General features: G+C 33.0%; 10 protein-coding genes and 2 tRNA genes. 5 read left to right on the top strand and 7 right to left on the bottom strand.

Going from position 1 to position 16,631, the window contains the following annotated elements; all coding sequences use genetic code 11:
• The first annotated feature begins 345 nt into the window (after positions 1 to 345).
• The 3 genes from mnmE (at position 346) to rsmG (ending at position 4,240) form a co-directional block, all read left to right on the top strand.
• Complete coding sequence (gene mnmE / locus P856_RS04055; RefSeq protein WP_025300888.1) at positions 346 to 1,680, top strand: tRNA uridine-5-carboxymethylaminomethyl(34) synthesis GTPase MnmE; 1,335 nt, start codon at positions 346 to 348, stop codon at positions 1,678 to 1,680.
• Between the two features lie 89 nt (positions 1,681 to 1,769).
• Complete coding sequence (mnmG, locus tag P856_RS04050) at positions 1,770 to 3,638, top strand: tRNA uridine-5-carboxymethylaminomethyl(34) synthesis enzyme MnmG (RefSeq protein ID WP_025300887.1); 1,869 nt, start codon at positions 1,770 to 1,772, stop codon at positions 3,636 to 3,638.
• The gene (rsmG, locus tag P856_RS04045) at positions 3,635 to 4,240 is read left to right on the top strand and encodes a 16S rRNA (guanine(527)-N(7))-methyltransferase RsmG (RefSeq protein WP_025300886.1); all 606 of its coding nucleotides are present in this window, start codon (positions 3,635 to 3,637) and stop codon (positions 4,238 to 4,240) included. The genes mnmG and rsmG overlap by 4 nt, the downstream gene beginning before the upstream one ends.
• 965 nt (positions 4,241 to 5,205) lie before the next feature.
• On the opposite strand, the gene ahcY is transcribed toward rsmG, so the two are convergent.
• Positions 5,206 to 6,501: an adenosylhomocysteinase gene (gene ahcY / locus P856_RS04040; protein ID WP_025300885.1), complete on the bottom strand. Its 1,296-nt coding sequence runs from the start codon at positions 6,499 to 6,501 to the stop codon at positions 5,206 to 5,208.
• A gap of 1,959 nt (positions 6,502 to 8,460) precedes the next feature.
• Positions 8,461 to 8,748: a YggT family protein gene (locus tag P856_RS04035; RefSeq protein WP_025300884.1), complete on the bottom strand. Its 288-nt coding sequence runs from the start codon at positions 8,746 to 8,748 to the stop codon at positions 8,461 to 8,463.
• Positions 8,749 to 8,987: 239 nt separating this feature from the next.
• On the opposite strand from P856_RS04035, the gene P856_RS04030 reads away from it, so the two are divergent.
• Positions 8,988 to 9,063, top strand: a tRNA-Ala gene (locus tag P856_RS04030).
• A gap of 1,498 nt (positions 9,064 to 10,561) precedes the next feature.
• Here the strand turns inward: P856_RS04030 and lptB are convergent.
• The 5 genes from lptB to P856_RS04005 form a co-directional block, all read right to left on the bottom strand.
• On the bottom strand, positions 10,562 to 11,350 hold the full coding sequence (gene lptB, locus P856_RS04025; protein WP_025300883.1) for an LPS export ABC transporter ATP-binding protein: 789 nt from the start codon (positions 11,348 to 11,350) through the stop codon (positions 10,562 to 10,564).
• Between the two features lie 100 nt (positions 11,351 to 11,450).
• Positions 11,451 to 12,242: an LptA/OstA family protein gene (locus P856_RS04020; RefSeq protein ID WP_025300882.1), complete on the bottom strand. Its 792-nt coding sequence runs from the start codon at positions 12,240 to 12,242 to the stop codon at positions 11,451 to 11,453.
• A 33-nt stretch (positions 12,243 to 12,275) separates the two neighbouring features.
• Positions 12,276 to 12,833: an LPS export ABC transporter periplasmic protein LptC gene (gene lptC, locus P856_RS04015; protein WP_158380579.1), complete on the bottom strand. Its 558-nt coding sequence runs from the start codon at positions 12,831 to 12,833 to the stop codon at positions 12,276 to 12,278.
• Positions 12,834 to 13,042: 209 nt separating this feature from the next.
• Positions 13,043 to 13,627: a ribonuclease D gene (locus P856_RS04010; RefSeq protein WP_081713445.1), complete on the bottom strand. Its 585-nt coding sequence runs from the start codon at positions 13,625 to 13,627 to the stop codon at positions 13,043 to 13,045.
• 64 nt (positions 13,628 to 13,691) lie between these two features.
• Positions 13,692 to 13,779, bottom strand: a tRNA-Leu gene (locus P856_RS04005).
• A gap of 172 nt (positions 13,780 to 13,951) precedes the next feature.
• Between P856_RS04005 and P856_RS04000 the strand changes: the two genes are divergently transcribed.
• The gene (locus tag P856_RS04000) at positions 13,952 to 14,911 is read left to right on the top strand and encodes a complex I NDUFA9 subunit family protein (protein WP_044214941.1); all 960 of its coding nucleotides are present in this window, start codon (positions 13,952 to 13,954) and stop codon (positions 14,909 to 14,911) included.
• Positions 14,912 to 16,631 lie beyond the last annotated feature (1,720 nt).

The raw sequence follows: 16,631 nt of genomic DNA, 5'->3' as shown, positions 1-16,631 counted from the left end.
ACAAAACAAGCATCATTGTATTAATTCAAGCGGAAGTCGGTATTTAAATATGTTAAATATTACTTTTGCCATAGTAAGTTATTAACTTACGTTATTATTGCTAATAAACAAGTATATTTTTATATAGCATTGATTATGTTAAATATCATAAGCTATTATCACTATCACCGGCGATTATAGATTAATTAAAATTTTCATTTTTGACTGGATAAGAATTGTGTAATTAATAAGAAAAGCTTGATTATTCTCTTTGCTGATAATTTTAGTATAAAATGTTATTATAAAGTTAATCTTTTGTTAAAGATTAACTAAAAATTGGGTACGTAGTTTATAAAAGGTTGTTTGGTGAGGCAAGATACAATATTCGCTCCCGCTACAGCACTTGGGCGGTCTGCTTTATCGATTATCCGGATTTCTGGACCAAGGTCTATGGATGCGCTAATTGCTCTAACTGGTGATGTCCCTCCTCCGCGTCAGCTTTCGTTAAGATTATTGCATGATTCACAGAATGGAGAAGTTTTAGATAAAGCAATGGTTGTCGCATTTCCAAAACCTATAAGTTCTACCGGCGAAGATCTAGTTGAGCTCCATTTACATGGCGGCGTTGCTGTTTTGAACGCGGTATGTAATTGTTTATCATCAATGCCTGAACTCCGTATTGCTCATCCAGGAGAATTTACTCGTCGAGCTTTTCTTAACGATCGAATTGATTTGACCTCTGCTGAGGGGATTTTTGATCTTATTGATGCGGAAACTAACGGACAAAGACGCCAGGCGATTGCACAAGCAACTGGTAATTTAGAATTAGCCTTAAAAAATTGGCTAGACAAACTTGTTTCCGTTACTGCTAAGCTTGAAGCATTTATTGATTTTCCAGATGAAGGTCTACCTAAAACTATTCAACGAGATATCAAAAATAATCTTAGCTCTTTAATAGCTGAGATGAAGCTAGCTTTAGAAGATGCTAGCCGTGCCGAGAGAGTACGTGACGGACTGCAGATTGCAATAGTTGGGCTTCCTAATGCGGGAAAATCTTCTCTTCTCAATTGGCTAGCTAAACGGGATGTTGCAATTGTTAGTTCAATACCCGGTACTACTCGAGATATTTTAGAAGTTTATTTAGAGATTGATGGGTATGCTGTTACGGTAGCTGATACTGCTGGTTTGCGAGAAGCAGTTGATGCAATTGAGGCAGAAGGTGTGCGGAGAACTTTAGCACGTGTTAAAAATGCTGATATTACTTTGGTTCTTTCTGATGCAAGCGAGGGTGATATGGGGAGAGCAGCTGTTAATCATTATTTATCCCAAGAGGCTACGCTAGCACTTGCTACTAAGATTGATTTAGTTGATGCTGTCTCTCCTCCTACGCCCTGGATTGGCCTGTCTACTAAGACAGGCTTTGGTACTGAAGTATTTATTCAAATACTTAGTAGTATAATTGCTGATTGTATGGAACGAACTGGGTCGATTACTCTTACACGAGCACGACATGTTAATGGAGTACGAGCTGCTTATGACGGATTACAAAGAGTGCTAGAGGCATTTGATAGCAGTGAACCTTTAGAGATTGTAGCTGAAGATTTGCGATTATCTACATATGCTCTTGAACGGATATTAGGAGTGGTTGATGTAGAAAATATACTTGACCAAATTTTTGCAGAATTTTGTATAGGAAAATAAAGTTAAGTTAATTTTTTACCGAAAACTTTGGGTAGATAGAAGCTTACACTGTTTGGTGGTAAGGTAACAGCCTTGCGGATTTTATTATAATGAATTACTTTGATATTATTGTTGTTGGCGGGGGTCACGCTGGCTCGGAAGCAGCCGCTGCCGCTTCTCGTATGGGAGCTCGTACATTACTATTTACTCACTGTCGTGATAATATTGGCTTAATGTCATGTAATCCTGCGATTGGTGGTATTGGCAAGGCTCATATCGTTTGTGAAATTGATGCGCTGGATGGAATAATGGCTAGAGCCATTGATCGATCAGGGATTCAGTTTCGGATGTTAAATAGCTCTAGAGGACCAGCTGTACGAGGTCCTCGGGCTCAGGCTGATCGAAAACTTTATCGTATGGCTATTCAAGATATACTAAGCGAATACGATACTTTATCTATTGTTGAAGCGGTGGTCGAGGATTTATTAGTTATTAACGGACGTTGTTGTGGTGTAGTGCTAGCCAATGGATCTGAGTGGATGTCTGCTGCTGTTGTTTTGACTACAGGCACTTTTCTTCGTGGTGAAATTCATATAGGTGAAGAACGCTGGTCGGCAGGTCGTGTTGGAGATGTGCCTGCAATTGGGCTTGCCATGACCTTAGAGCGTTTGGGTTTGCCTATGGGACGTTTAAAGACTGGTACACCACCGCGGCTTGATGGTTTAACAATAGACTGGAATGCTCTTGAGGTTCAGCCAGGTGATGAGCCTCCGAGACCATTCTCGACTTTGACTGAAAAAATTAATATTAAGCAGATCCCTTGCCATATTACTTATACAAGTGAATTGACACATACAATTATTCGAGATAATTTATGTCTTGCTCCGACCCATAGTGGAAGGATTAGTAGTTTTGGACCACGCTACTGTCCGTCAGTAGAAGATAAGGTTGTCCGATTTCCCGATAAGAAAATGCATCAAATTTTCCTAGAACCCGAGGGGATTGATACCTTAACCATTTATCCAAACGGCATCTCGACTTCTTTACCTCGGCATGTTCAAGATCAAGTAGTTGCTTCAATTCTAGGGCTTCAGCGAGCGCGTATTTTACAATACGGTTATGCTATTGAATATGATTATGTTGACCCGCGTGCATTATCTCGAAGACTGGAGGTTAAAGCATTACCTGGTCTTTATTTAGCTGGTCAAATTAACGGAACTACTGGATATGAAGAGGCTGCAGCACAAGGAATTGTCTCTGCTACTAATGCAGCTTTAGCAGCGAGTGGCTCTGATCAGGAGCTCTATATAGATAGAGCTGACGGATATATTGGGGTAATGATTGACGACCTAATTTCTCGTGGGGCCCCAGAACCTTATCGTATGTTTACTTCTCGTGCTGAGTATCGATTACGCTTGCGAGTTGATAATAGCGATCTTCGTTTGACTCCTATGGGGGAAAGTATTGGCTTGATTGGATCGTTTCGAAGTAAAGCATTTGCAGCACGCCAGAATGCAACATCTCTTGCGCGTAAAACATTAGAAGATCTTGGTGGTTTTCCTCATATGCTTTCGAAATTAGGATTTAACGTAAATAGAGATGGTAAGCATCGTTCTGCATTTGATCTGCTTGCTCATTCGGATGTGAGCTGGGATAGATTAGTTAATGTATGGCCTGAAAAATTGTCTGAAATTCCTGAATTTATTGCAGAACAGATTACTGTCGAAGCAAAGTATGCAAGATATCTTGATCGACAAGAAGCTGATATTAAAGCTTATCGTTATGATGATACATTAGAACTGCCAGAAGATTTAAATCCATCAGTGATCGGTTCTCTTTCTGCGGAAATCTGTAATCTTCTTACGATCAAACGACCAAGAACTCTTGGTCAAGCTGGGCGACTGCCTGGAATGACACCAGCAGCAATTGTAGCTTTACTTCATTATGTAAAAAAAATCGATAAAAAGCTTAATGTGTGACACCGAGTGATCTTCAGCAGCTTTTTTTTCTTACTGATAATCAGCGCAGGGCTTTGGAACAATATGCTGAATTGTTGGTAAAATGGCAATCACGTATTAGTCTTGTATCGCGTACTACACTTACTAATTTGTGGTCTCGTCATTTTCTTGATTCTGCTCAGCTCCTAATACACATGAAAAACTTACCTGGACCAGTGCTTGATCTTGGATCAGGGGCTGGATTTCCTGGTTTAGTTTTGTCCATTATTGGGCGAAATGATATTGTTATGGTCGAATCAGACAGTCGCAAAGTTGCCTTTTTACAAGCAGTAGCTAGCGCCACTGGCGTTAGTCCAATTATTAAAGGTTGTCGTATTGAATCATTGCAGTTTATTGCTGCTGGTATTGTTACAGCACGAGCACTTGCATCGGTAGATAGGCTGCTACGTTATTCTGAACCGTATTTTCATGAAGAAACGGTATTTTTATTTTTAAAGGGAGAACAAGTTGATGATGAGCTAATAATTGCAAAAAATACTTGGAAAATGTTAGTAACTAAATATTCAAGCATTACCTATCCTCAAGGAGTTGTCCTGAAGCTTGAGAAAATAACTCGTGTTTGACGAATATATTTAGATAGTTACTTTATTTTTAATTTTCTTATTCTTCTTTTTCTAGAAATTCTTTAATTAAAGAATTTCTAGGTTATTAGCTTAGAAAGTTTGAATTGATTATGATTAGCAGAAAAAAAACAAAGCATCTCTCTTACACTTTAGCATATACAGAAAAAATAATTATTTTATGCTATGATTACAGTAAATTATGCAAAACTCAAATTAATTTGATTGGCGTAATTAATTATTTCTAAATATTTAGCAAACATTCACTTTAGTTTTATTTTTACGTAATAATTTATTACTAATGAATTAGTATACTTATTCATTCTAAAATATACAATGCTATGTTGAAATTTTCAATTATATAAAAATTATCTAGACTAAGAGTAAATCCCTGAAATAAAAAATAATAGAGTTTACTTTTATCGTTTATAAGCAAAATTTATCACTTGGTAAAACCATTATTGATTTTAATTTTGTAAGATTAACTTTTTATGCAGAGCGTAATGGAATTACGTACTATTATATAAATAATATATCAAGTCCTTAAGTTGGTAATTTCAGCGATCATATACTTGGTTATAAATTTATTTATAGGTTTTAAACAGTTAAAGAGATATTTTTTTATTATAGGATTTTAGCTTATGATAATCGTTAAGTATTTTAGATTAATATCACATCATGATATATAATCTGTTTTGCTGATCTTATAGAGCTAAAATGAATAAAAATTAATTTAATTGCCTGCTTTTCTCTGCTAACTGACTGAATTAGTCTGTTCATAATATTTGAATAGGTAAATTCAAGAAATCAAGTAAAAATTTATTAGTAATGAATAATTAATACTTGTTTGAAGACACAGAATACATGTAATAACACTTAAGTAATATTTAATTTAATAAATGCATTGTAGAGCTACTGCAAGATAAATTATTACACTAACCCTACAAATGCAAATTTATGGCTGAAAGTTAGTAACGGTATGCATCTGACTTAAAGGGACCTTTAACGTTTACGCCAATGTATGCGGCTTGCTCTTCGGAGAGCTTGGATATTTTTGCGTTAATCTTTTTCAGATGGAGTTCTGCAACTCTCTCATCTAGTTTTTTGGGTAAGAGATAAACTTGCTTATCATATTTACTATGATTTTTCCAAAGCTCAATTTGAGCCATCGTTTGGTTTGAAAATGAGGCACTCATCACAAAACTTGGATGGCCAGTGGCGCACCCAAGGTTCACCAATCGACCTTCTGCAAGCAATATAATGCGCTTATCGTCTGGAAATACAATCTCATCAACTTGTGGCTTTACTGATTCCCATTTAAGATTGCGTAGTCCATCAACTTGGATTTCATTGTCGAAGTGACCAATATTACAAACAATTGCTCTGTCCTTCATTACTCTCATGTGATCGACAGTAATGACATCCTTGTTACCGGTAGCAGTTACAAAAATATCAGCGGTTGGGGCTGCTTCTTCCATATTTACTACTGCAAAGCCTTCCATAGCGGCTTGCAAGGCACAAATTGGATCTATTTCAGTAACGATAACACGTGCACCCGCGTTACGGAGAGATTGCGCTGAGCCTTTACCAACATCACCGTATCCTGCAACACAAGCAACTTTACCGGCAAACATTACGTCGGTAGCTCGACGAATACCATCTGCTAAGCTTTCACGGCAGCCATAAAGATTATCAAATTTTGACTTGGTGACACTGTCGTTAACATTAATAGCCGGAATCATCAGAGTACCTTTTTTTACCATCTCATAGAGACGATGCACACCTGTAGTGGTTTCTTCAGAAACTCCCTTTATATTCTTGAGTAAGTCGGGATATTCTTCGTGAATTATTTTTGTTAGATCACCTCCATCATCTAATAGCATGTTTGCATGCCAACTATTTGGACCTTCAATAGTTTGACGAATACACCATTTGTATTCCTCTTCTGTTTCACCTTTCCAAGCAAATACAGGAATGCCGGACGCAGCGATGGCTGCTGCAGCATGATCTTGGGTAGAAAAGATATTGCATGATGACCATCGGACTTCCGCTCCAAGTGCAATTAGTGTTTTAATTAATACAGCAGTTTGGATGGTCATATGTAAACATCCGATGATTTGTGCACTCTTAAGAGGCTTCTGTGACATATATTCCTCTTGAATAGCCATTAACCCAGACATTTCAGTCTCAGCAATCGCTATTTCTCGTTCTCCCCAAGCAGCTAAAGAAATATCCGCTACCTTATAATCCTGAAATTTTGTCATTAAATATTCCCCAAAATTTGAGTATATAACGCAATATTTGGCCAATCCTAAATTTAGATAGCCTAAATTAAAACCTAACGATATCTAGGTATCTTGACAATAAAATAAAGCTTAAATTGCTTATTTTTGCTATAAGTAAACAAATAAATTTATTATTACGATATAAAATTTCCCAATAATGATAACTATATGTAGCAGTATTAATTTTTAATTTAGTTACATTTCATCAATGATAATAAATACTAGCGCTATATTGGCTAGTTATCCAATGTTTACTTTTAGCTACAATGTAGAAATAGTTTGGCGAAAATCGATTTATTTAATAAACTTTTTGATTTGTAGTTTATACTATAATTAAACAATTTTTATTGTATATACAGCTAACTAAATTAGATAAAAATTGTCTAAAGTTAAGTATTAGCTAAATTAATTTATAAAATTATTGATTTAAATTAGAGAGAAAATTTTTATCATTGATTACTAAATATATCCGATATTTCTATATAATAATATAGTATTTTATCTATTATATGAGAGAATATTTTGTAGAAGAGAAAATCTTATTATTATTTTTGAGTATAAAATTATCTAATTATTAATACACCTATAGTATAATTTCATTATACTTTAGTTATTGTTCGTTTTTTCAACTTTATATAAAAGAAATTCAATATATGGAGCAAGTAATAATTTAGGCATTATTACTTGTATAATAGCATGCGAGTTTTTCTCCTAAGGGAGATTTGAAATAATTTATTTTTATTGGTTTAGCATAGAATTATTAGCTTGAGTGAAAATAAATAGCTGTACTAGCTATCAGTACGCCAGTTTTATTGGTATGCATAGCTCAGATGAATTGCTTGATAGAGGTTAACAGGTAAATTAGATATTGACAATTTGAATTCTTACTATTATGAAAGGAAATAAAATAAGCAGACTTAACTGAATTGGAAAGTGTTAATAATTTTTATTTCAAAAAGTTGATTTATCAGATAGATTATCTATATCTCAATTTTGTGTGTTAGATCCTCCTTATAGACCTTTTGATTGCGCCACTAATAACCTAATACTTCATTTACTTATGCTAAAATAGCGAGAGGAAGCATGGCAATAAGGGTTTGATCGCTCAGTATTAAATTTTTTGTATGTATGTTTTTTCAATTGTGCTGTTCTTTATCGTTTTATTCTGCTATTAAGCAAGCTTAATGAAATTGTGATCTATTAGTTATGTTAGTCTGTAAGGGAATACGACTACTTGCTTAATTAACAAGAGAATTTTTCTCAGAGAGCTAATTCAATTCTTTAGTCATACTCAGAGGCGCTTTAATTTTATATTTGTTTTGTTATAGACAATCCAGCACCTGTTATTTTTAGCTGTTCTGAATTAGGCATCAACTCGCACTTAACAGTGCTGCCCGAGCACGCCATACAATTTAGTTAATTATGTTTCTATCAATCTATTTGACTTATATTAAAATGATATAGATTATTTCTTTTCTTAATGCTTACTATTGACTTAAAAATTAATGTATATCTGTGAGATATTTAATATCTACACAGATAATAATACTGGATTTTGGCTATCAATCTTCACCTTCCTACTCAGGAGATCGATCACTCGCTCTGTACATTGTTAAAGAATTACCTTGATACTTGCTAGTTAAGTAGAATTATTTATTATTGAAGGAAATTTTCTAAAATTTTAAATAAAATTATATAAAATTATATAGAATATTCACACAAAAGTTTGTTTATCGATTTAATTAAATACTGTACAGTATTAGTTTTAAAGACTAAACTAGCTGAGAAAAATTGGTAGACAAAATACCACAGCTCTTGTGTGATTATATAGGCATGACGATACCCAGAAAAAGCTATATTAAAAATGTTAATTTCGAAGTGTGTATTTGTATTATTAATATTTTGTATTTATGATTATCCTATTGTTTTATACTAGTATCAGTAAGGTCCATAGGCATATTCCTGGACTAAATGGGAAATAAATTCTAGTAACAATATCAATATTATTGCTGATATATCAATGCCTCCAACCTTAGGTAAGACTAAGCGAATTATTTTTAGCATAGGTTCGAATATTCGAGATAAAAAGTTAATTACTGCTAAAACTAGACGATTATAAGTATTAATTGCATCAAACTTTACTAATAGATCCATCATGATGTAAGCAAATAGAGCGATCCTCAAATAGTGAAGGATCGTATCAAAAAGCCAAGCCAGTGAGTTCATGATCACAATTGTAAATGTTGTTGCATTAAAATAGCAAAGAATTTATTAATGATAAGATGCTAAACTACAATAATAGCTGCCTAATTATTAGAAATCAAGCTTTTATATTTAAAATAGATCATTATAAAAAATAGATTATTATAAATTAATAACAATCTCTTCGTTGAATTTTTGGGGAAATTTGTGCTACTATTTTGTGATATTATAATATCATAATGTCAATCCTAGTTTTGTACTATGGGGCTGTAGCTCAGTCGGTAGAGCGTCGCGTTCGCAATGCGAAGGTCAGGAGTTCGATCCTCCTCAGCTCCACCAAGATTGATAATTAGCCTTACCTAACAGATAGTTGATTATCAACTATCTGTTAGGTAAGGCTAATTCTAGAATACTCGTTATGAGTAAGCAAAGAATATATTCTATAATAAGAAAGTATTTTTATCAATAAAGCTATAAATTATTTTAGTGGTTAAATAACCAGAATAATGAGAAATATTTTTAATAAAGTAAAATTTTTGTAAAAACCATTCAATAAGCTTTAGAAATTACTTGGTTTATTTCCCGTAGAATTATAATTTTGATAATTATATTCGTTAATAATTTAATTGCAAATGCGATAAATGCGTATACGCACGAATAATTTTTATTAATGCTTACAACAATAAGAACTGGCTTACTAAGTTTTAATATATAATATTTTTACGTAAAAATTCAATTAATTACATTATTGCCGACAAGGAAGTTAGTAATAATAATTATTAAATTTTTATCAATACTATGATTAATCAGGTAAGTATTGAACAAAGATCGATATTTACTATCGCGAATACGAGGAGTAATTTTTATTTAATTTGTTATTTTGTCTTAGTTAGAATAATTAGTTTTACACTAAAGTAAGAATATAAATAGTAATAAAAGAAAATATGAGCTTTATTTGTGATTATGCTTATTTATTTAAACTGTTTTAAATATAATCAATTAATTATTACTAATTGCTTGAATTAGGTAGGTTTTACATTTTATGCAGCAAATAGAGTATTGTTTTCTTTAAACTATTGAATTAAGAATCTAATCTGAACTAAACATTTACTTTTACTAGTAATTTCTTTAGTTCGTGATTTTTATAAATATTTTAATTTTTTTATACTGTAGATGTTTGCGCAGGATTAAGAAAAGCTTTTTTTAAGACACCAAAATTTACTGCAAAAAACAAAGTGCATTTAAGCAAAGTAACTTTAAGCAGAAAGGTTTTTACTATTATCTTTGCAAGCTTAGAGCATATCATATAAGCAAAAATCTACTTCTTAGGATGTCTATTTGCTGATTAGTTAAAATAAATCGTTATTTACTTAGAATATCCATGTTATAAAAAAACTTTTATTAAATATAAAGTATTTAATAATGAGATTGTCTATATACTCAGTTATTATTTTTAAGCCTGATATTTGGCTAAATTTTTTACTTTAAGGCGTGTTTTTATAATGATAGCTGTATAATTTTCAATTAAAATTAGTATCAATTAAGACAGTTAATAATTATTGTATTCAGTACTGGTATAGCTGTTTCATTGTATAAAAAGCTATTGATCATTAAGACTTATAAATTGAGTCTGGCACCTGTGATTTCTGCTTAAACTTATGCTGTTAAATTGTCGATTATCAAATACAATAATTGGCGAATTAACCAATAATTTCTTGGTATTAATGATAAGCATTTCGCTAAAAACTGCAATTATTAGTTAATAAAGATCCAAATGTAATGGAATTAATTAGATGTTATGTTTATTTTAGGCTAATTATTCAATAGGTCAATAGCCCTATAGAATGAAACTTTCTCCTAAGTAAAATTGCCGGACATTTGGATTGCTAACGATTTCACTTGGCGAACCTTCCATCAAAACCATGCCGTCATGAATGATGTAAGCTCGATCTACGATCTCTAATGTTTCGCGAACATTGTGATCTGTAATCAGTACTCCTAATCCACGATTTTTTAGTTGAGAAATTAGATCACGAATTTCACTTATGGCAATTGGATCAATACCGGATAATGGCTCGTCTAACAAAATGAACTGAGGGCGTGAAGCAAGTGCTCGAGCGATTTCTACACGACGACGTTCTCCGCCCGATAAGGCCAATGCTGATATATTACGTAAATGGCTTATAGAAAATTCAGCTAGTAATTTATCTAGTATTAAATTTTGACGTTTTGGATTTGATTCTACTAACTCGAGAACAGCGGATATGTTTTGTTCTACATTAAGTCCGCGAAAAATTGAAGAATCTTGCGGTAAATAGCCGACACCTAATCGAGCGCGACGGTACATAGGTAGGTCAGTTATATTTTGTCCATATAAGCTAACGTTACCTGCATCAGTTGGTATAAGGCCTATAATAATGTAAAAGCATGTAGTTTTACCAGCTCCGTTTGGTCCAAGTAGCCCAACTGCCTCAGATGGCTGGACATAAATAGACACATCTCGCAAGACTGTTCTTTTCTTGAATTGCTTGCTAATGTTATTAGCGCATAGACTATTGCTATGTTTAACGTTTTTACGTATGAAATGAGTTGTGAGGTGATTATTTTTTGCACAATTTGATGACATTCATTTACTCTCTTATCGTACTTATTGAGTATGTTTGTTGATTAGTGGTATATAGTATTACAAAATATAGTATCTCTACGTACCTTAAGAATTTTGGCTATCATTCACTTAATAGGCCTTGTACCCGCCCCCCACTTTTTAAGCTTGGCAGTATATAGCTTATGCCAGTATTTAAGTTGATTTGAGCTTGTTCACCATTAATCTGGTTTCTACCTCTAGAAACCCTAACATTGCCTTGCATTCTGGCTACTTTATTCAATACATCGTATCGTCCTTCGTTACCCCTTATAAGCTCTTGTGGTGTGATAATAACGACATTGCCAATAGCTTTTAATTCTTTTATTTGATTATCTCTGCTTGGAGTGTATCCAAAATAAGCGGTTAGGGTGTCTGCTTTGATCGTTTGTTTATTCTGCGAGAACGAAGCTGTGCCGTGAGCTATTGCTAATCGACAAGATTTTAAGTATTGAAAGCTTTTGTGGGCAGTAATAGTATAAACGCGGTTCTTAAAAATTAAGTTATTTCCTGTAAGTGTAATAACTTGTTTATCTATATTGTAGACTGCATGCTGAGCTATAGCTTGGTTTTCAGTTGAAGTGATAATTACATTGCCGAATGCTTCTAAACGATAAATTTCACTTTTATTAGAATTTTTTGAGCGATAGAGAGCAGTTAACGTATCGGCGCTGATTGTGAACACATCACGCACTGCTTTGACATTACCGCGTGCTATATAAAGTTTTTTATCACGGTTCCATTCTATAATATCATCAGCTTCTATTCTAACTTCATCTTTATTTTCTGGCTGTTGAGATTGAGCACTAGGAGTAAGCCAATTTACATTAAAAGCAAGGAGTAAAACTGCTATAAATATTTCGGTAATGTAGGCCATTATAGAAAAGCATAAAGCAATTATTATCAATCGCTAGTTTTGGTCTTGTAATAAGAAGGCTTTGGTTTTGCCGATAAAGATTATCCGTGATCCATTACATAGTATTTGCATACTTTGGCCTTGAATTTTAGCATCTGGGCTATAACCCCAGGTTGGCATTTTACTAAACACTTTCCCTTGTCTTAAGTCGATTGTTGCTTTTTCAGTAACTAACTGATATCCAGCATTATTTGATAAGATTACTCCATCTGTTAGATTTATAATATTGGACTCTCTAATCCACTTCCCTGCCGCAGCTTTTACTGTAACTAAAGTTCCGTCTTTGTTTTCCATATTTGCCTGTGGGTGATCAAGTATGACAATTTGTTTACCATCACTAGGTTGGGTAGCAGAATGAGCAATGATCTCAAATGGTTTGTTGCTTTCATTAAGTCCAATTATTCTCGGATTGATCATTCGCATATTCCCAAAATCTTTTTGGTTTATTAATGCTTGGTTCTTGCGAATGTGTGAAAATTTATGGCCGATTTTTAGCGAAATTAGCACTACAGCGATTAGTCCTATTGCTATAATTAGCAACAAAACTTTCATGACTATCACAAAACGGCTAGTTTGGCATTTGGGGTAGAAAGATTGAGTTTTTTTAATATGTTTGATAAAATTTCTAGTGTTTAACAACAAAACCTTATTTAAGAGCATTGTGCTATAAAATTATAGTTGGCTGCTTAACTCAAACTATAAGGTCAAAAAATAGCAGAGAATTATCTTTCTTCATTTTAATAATTAGGTAATTTTACTACTCAGTGAGCAAATATATCTTCTTCGCTAAACCCAATAAGATCAAGATGGGCACGAGTGTTAAGAAAATAAAAAGCATCTTGAGCAATTTTTATTCGATCTTCGCGTACCAACATTTCATCCAGATGATATTTAATTTTGTGCAGATGCAGTACATCGGATGCAGCGTAAGCTATTTGTTCTTGAGTTAGATCGTTTTTCCCCCAGTCAGAAGACTGCTTTTGCTTAGATAATTCTATGCCCAACAAATCGCGACAGAGATCTTTTAAGCTGTGTCGATTAGTATAAGTTCTCACAATCTTAGAAGCGATTTTAGTACAATAAACCGGAGTAGTTACTACCCCAAGATAAGCTTGTATAACTGCTATATCAAAACGAGCGTAATGAAATAGTTTAAGGATGTTAGGATTATTTAGCAGTCGACACAGATTCGGAGCGTGATAATCATTCTTAGTAAATTGTATGAGATGTGCTTCAGAGTTTCCACTAGAAAGTTGGACTACGCATAGACGATCTCTTTCTGGTTTTAGACCCATAGCCTCAACGTCTATGGCAACTTCTTTTCCGAGATCTATTTCTACCGGCAAATCACCTTTGTGTATATTAGCAATAATTTTTAGAATTCCTGACAGACAGTTATTAATGTAAAAATGGTGCCTAGGAGAAGACTCGAACTTCTATGACAATACAGTCACTAGCACCTGAAGCTAGCGCGTCTACCAAATTCCGCCACCCAGGCATCATAACGTATGTGCATTGTAACAGAATAATCAATGATGTCAAGGCTATAGTTTTAGCTATAAGCAGGGTAAGATTCTATTTATTTTAGAGTGAGAATAAATTTTTTATTTCTCTTTGCTCTAATGAGGAGTATCCTGAATAGATCACTTGTAGTTGTTAGGAAAATTGCCATGCATGGCAAGATAGTTACTGTTTTTGGAGCTTCTGGCTTTATTGGCCGTAGCGTTGTATATAAGTTAGCTAAGTGTGGAGCACGGATAAATTCAGTTTGTCGCAACATAGAAAAAGCAAAATTCTTAAAAACCATGGGTGTAGTTGGTCAAATTACTCTAACAAGCCTAGATGTTACTTCTTCCAAAGCGATTGCGCAAGCGATGAAAGGTGCATCGATCGTTATTAATTTAATAGGTATTTTAAATCAGTCTAGATGTAATAATTTTAACGCTGTGCATTGTACGGCGCCGAAGAAAATTGCTAAAACTGCTAAGTTACTTGGTGTGAAAGCTGTATTGCATGTCTCTGCAATTGGTGCTGACCCGCAATCTTCGTCTGAATATGCTCGTAGTAAATTTGCGGGCGAGGAGTGTGTTCGTAGCGCTTTTCCTGAAGCAATAATCTTACGCCCATCAATAGTCTTTGGAAATGATGACAGTTTTTTTAACAAGTTTGCCTCTATGGCGCAGTTTTTGCCGGTATTACCTTTAATCGGCGGTGGGAAAAGCATGTTTCAACCTGTATATGTTATTGATTTAGCTGAAGCTATTATTGCTGCTCTTAATACACCTGCTGCTTATGGTCAAACTTACGAATTAGGTGGTCCTGCTATTTATAGCCTTCGAGATTTGATAGAGATTATATTGAAAGAGACTAATCGTAAAGTCAGTCTTATAAAACTACCCTTTTGGCTATCATCATTAAAAGCTTCGTTATTGGAGTTAGCTCCTAATCCAATATTAACGCGCGATCAAGTAGAATTACTAAAAATGGATAATGTAGTGTCTTGTGGTGCTAAGACATTTAATGATCTTTTTATCAACCCTACACCAATTGAGATCATTATCCCCAGCTATCTTAATAAGTATCGTCCTAGTGGTAGTTCTATGGCATTTTTTATCGATCAGTTTAAGTAAAAAATTATTATTTTTATTATTCGCCATTATTCTCAAGACACTAAGTAAAAGCATATCGAGTTACTGATATGCTTTTACTTAAGAAACCGCTCTAATTTTATTTTATTCTTTTTTTTACAGTATAAGAGAAGTATTTAAATTATTCGTTTATTGCCTTAGTATGTATTATTCGTTTATTGCCTTAGTATGTAAAAATCTTTCATCTTCTACTCCGATACTCTAATTAGTAACAAATATCCATGCTTTGGCATAAAGCAGTTTTATATAAAACTGTATAGTATGATACCATTACTATCTTTAATTTTTTACTATATCTAGCGCAATTGAATTTTAATCCGACTAAATATATACTTATTGTCTACATAGCATAACAATTTTGCTATTGCGTTAAGAAGTTAATATTTATCTAATTACAAAGAAATACTCAAGAGTTAATGCTGTCGCTATATTTTTAATTACTGTTAGATCATATCAATATAAAGCGCTATAAATTTTTGATTCTTTGATTTAATGTAAGATATTAGTAGGATTTAAATCCTACTAATATCTACGGTTTTTGAATCAGGTTATAAGATACTTGCGATTCTCATTCGATTTTACAAATAATTGTATTGCTTGTTATTGTTCTATTTTTATTAACTAAGCAATGAATTGCTGTTTTTATATGAGTTATTCAAATAACGCTATTCTAATAGCGTTATTTGATGAAATTGTTGTATTAAAAATTATTGTTTCGTTAGAATTAAATGAAAGTTCAAAAATAACTATTTGGTTGATTGATTAAAGTAAGAAATCTTGATTAGTTAATTATTTAGGCTACATTAATGCTATGCGATAGCATATGCTTGAATAATGTATTCAAAAACTACAGTACATGAGAACTATATATTCATTAATAATATAGCTAAGTCAGTTATTTATTTTAGCGATATTTCTTTTGATTTCAGCGAGTAATTGGAAATTACCAGTCAATTCACGTTTAGTATCTCATTAAAAACTATTAAAAAAAGATCAAGGCTATAATAGTGTTTTCATATTTGTTAGTACATTTTTTTGTATTATTTAAAGTGGTTAGCTTGTGCGTATTTTTAATGATTCAGTTTAACCGGAGAAAATTCTATTAATACTTAATCTGGTATAGCCCATTTGCTAAGGCATCTATCGTCTATAAAGAAGCTCAATTGACAAAAAATTATTTCAATATTTCATGAGGTAATATAATACACATCTATTTATGCGTACATTCTTATCCATTCTATAATTTTTATTACATGGTGTCAAGCAATGACTGATACCATGAGGAGATGAGTAATATATAAGATATTAAGACGATTTATTCTGATCACTAATGTAGCCGCATAAATATTAATGTATGTTTACTATGAAATTATCCTTTTGGATAAATTGTAAGCTAAAAATTGTTCTAATTTAATTATTGATGCGGTATTGGAGATTTGCTTCATAGGAATTCAATACTTTCTTAAGGCATGAATCGGGTATGGATAGTCATTAATCCTCGGTTTTGTAGTTAATTAGATATGTTTTCACAAAAATTATAAATAAGATTGTTTGATGACTAGAATAAATATTAACTTTTAAGTGGCTTAATTTATTTTTGTAATACTTTTAAGCAGACAGCAGTTGTATATTTTCTGATCAAAATTCTACTGTAAGGTTAATGCTTTTTTATCTCAGTTATGAAATTTAATTTTTTAGGTAT

The sequence above is a fragment of the Candidatus Endolissoclinum faulkneri L5 genome (genome assembly GCF_000510265.1).
In the GTDB taxonomy this organism is placed as follows: domain Bacteria; phylum Pseudomonadota; class Alphaproteobacteria; order Thalassobaculales; family Thalassobaculaceae; genus Thalassobaculum; species Thalassobaculum faulkneri_A.
Note: the sequence above shows the minus strand (reverse complement) of the source record. Positions and strands in the feature narration are given on the sequence as shown.

Coding starts and splice junctions, on each gene's coding strand:
- mnmG (WP_025300887.1), top strand. CDS start 1,770: ATGAATTACTTTGATATTATTGTTGTTGGCGGGGGTCACGCTGGCTCG.
- ahcY (WP_025300885.1), bottom strand. CDS start 6,501: ATGACAAAATTTCAGGATTATAAGGTAGCGGATATTTCTTTAGCTGCT.
- P856_RS04035 (WP_025300884.1), bottom strand. CDS start 8,748: ATGAACTCACTGGCTTGGCTTTTTGATACGATCCTTCACTATTTGAGG.
- lptB (WP_025300883.1), bottom strand. CDS start 11,350: ATGTCATCAAATTGTGCAAAAAATAATCACCTCACAACTCATTTCATA.
- P856_RS04020 (WP_025300882.1), bottom strand. CDS start 12,242: ATGGCCTACATTACCGAAATATTTATAGCAGTTTTACTCCTTGCTTTT.
- lptC (WP_158380579.1), bottom strand. CDS start 12,833: ATGAAAGTTTTGTTGCTAATTATAGCAATAGGACTAATCGCTGTAGTG.
- P856_RS04000 (WP_044214941.1), top strand. CDS start 13,952: ATGCATGGCAAGATAGTTACTGTTTTTGGAGCTTCTGGCTTTATTGGC.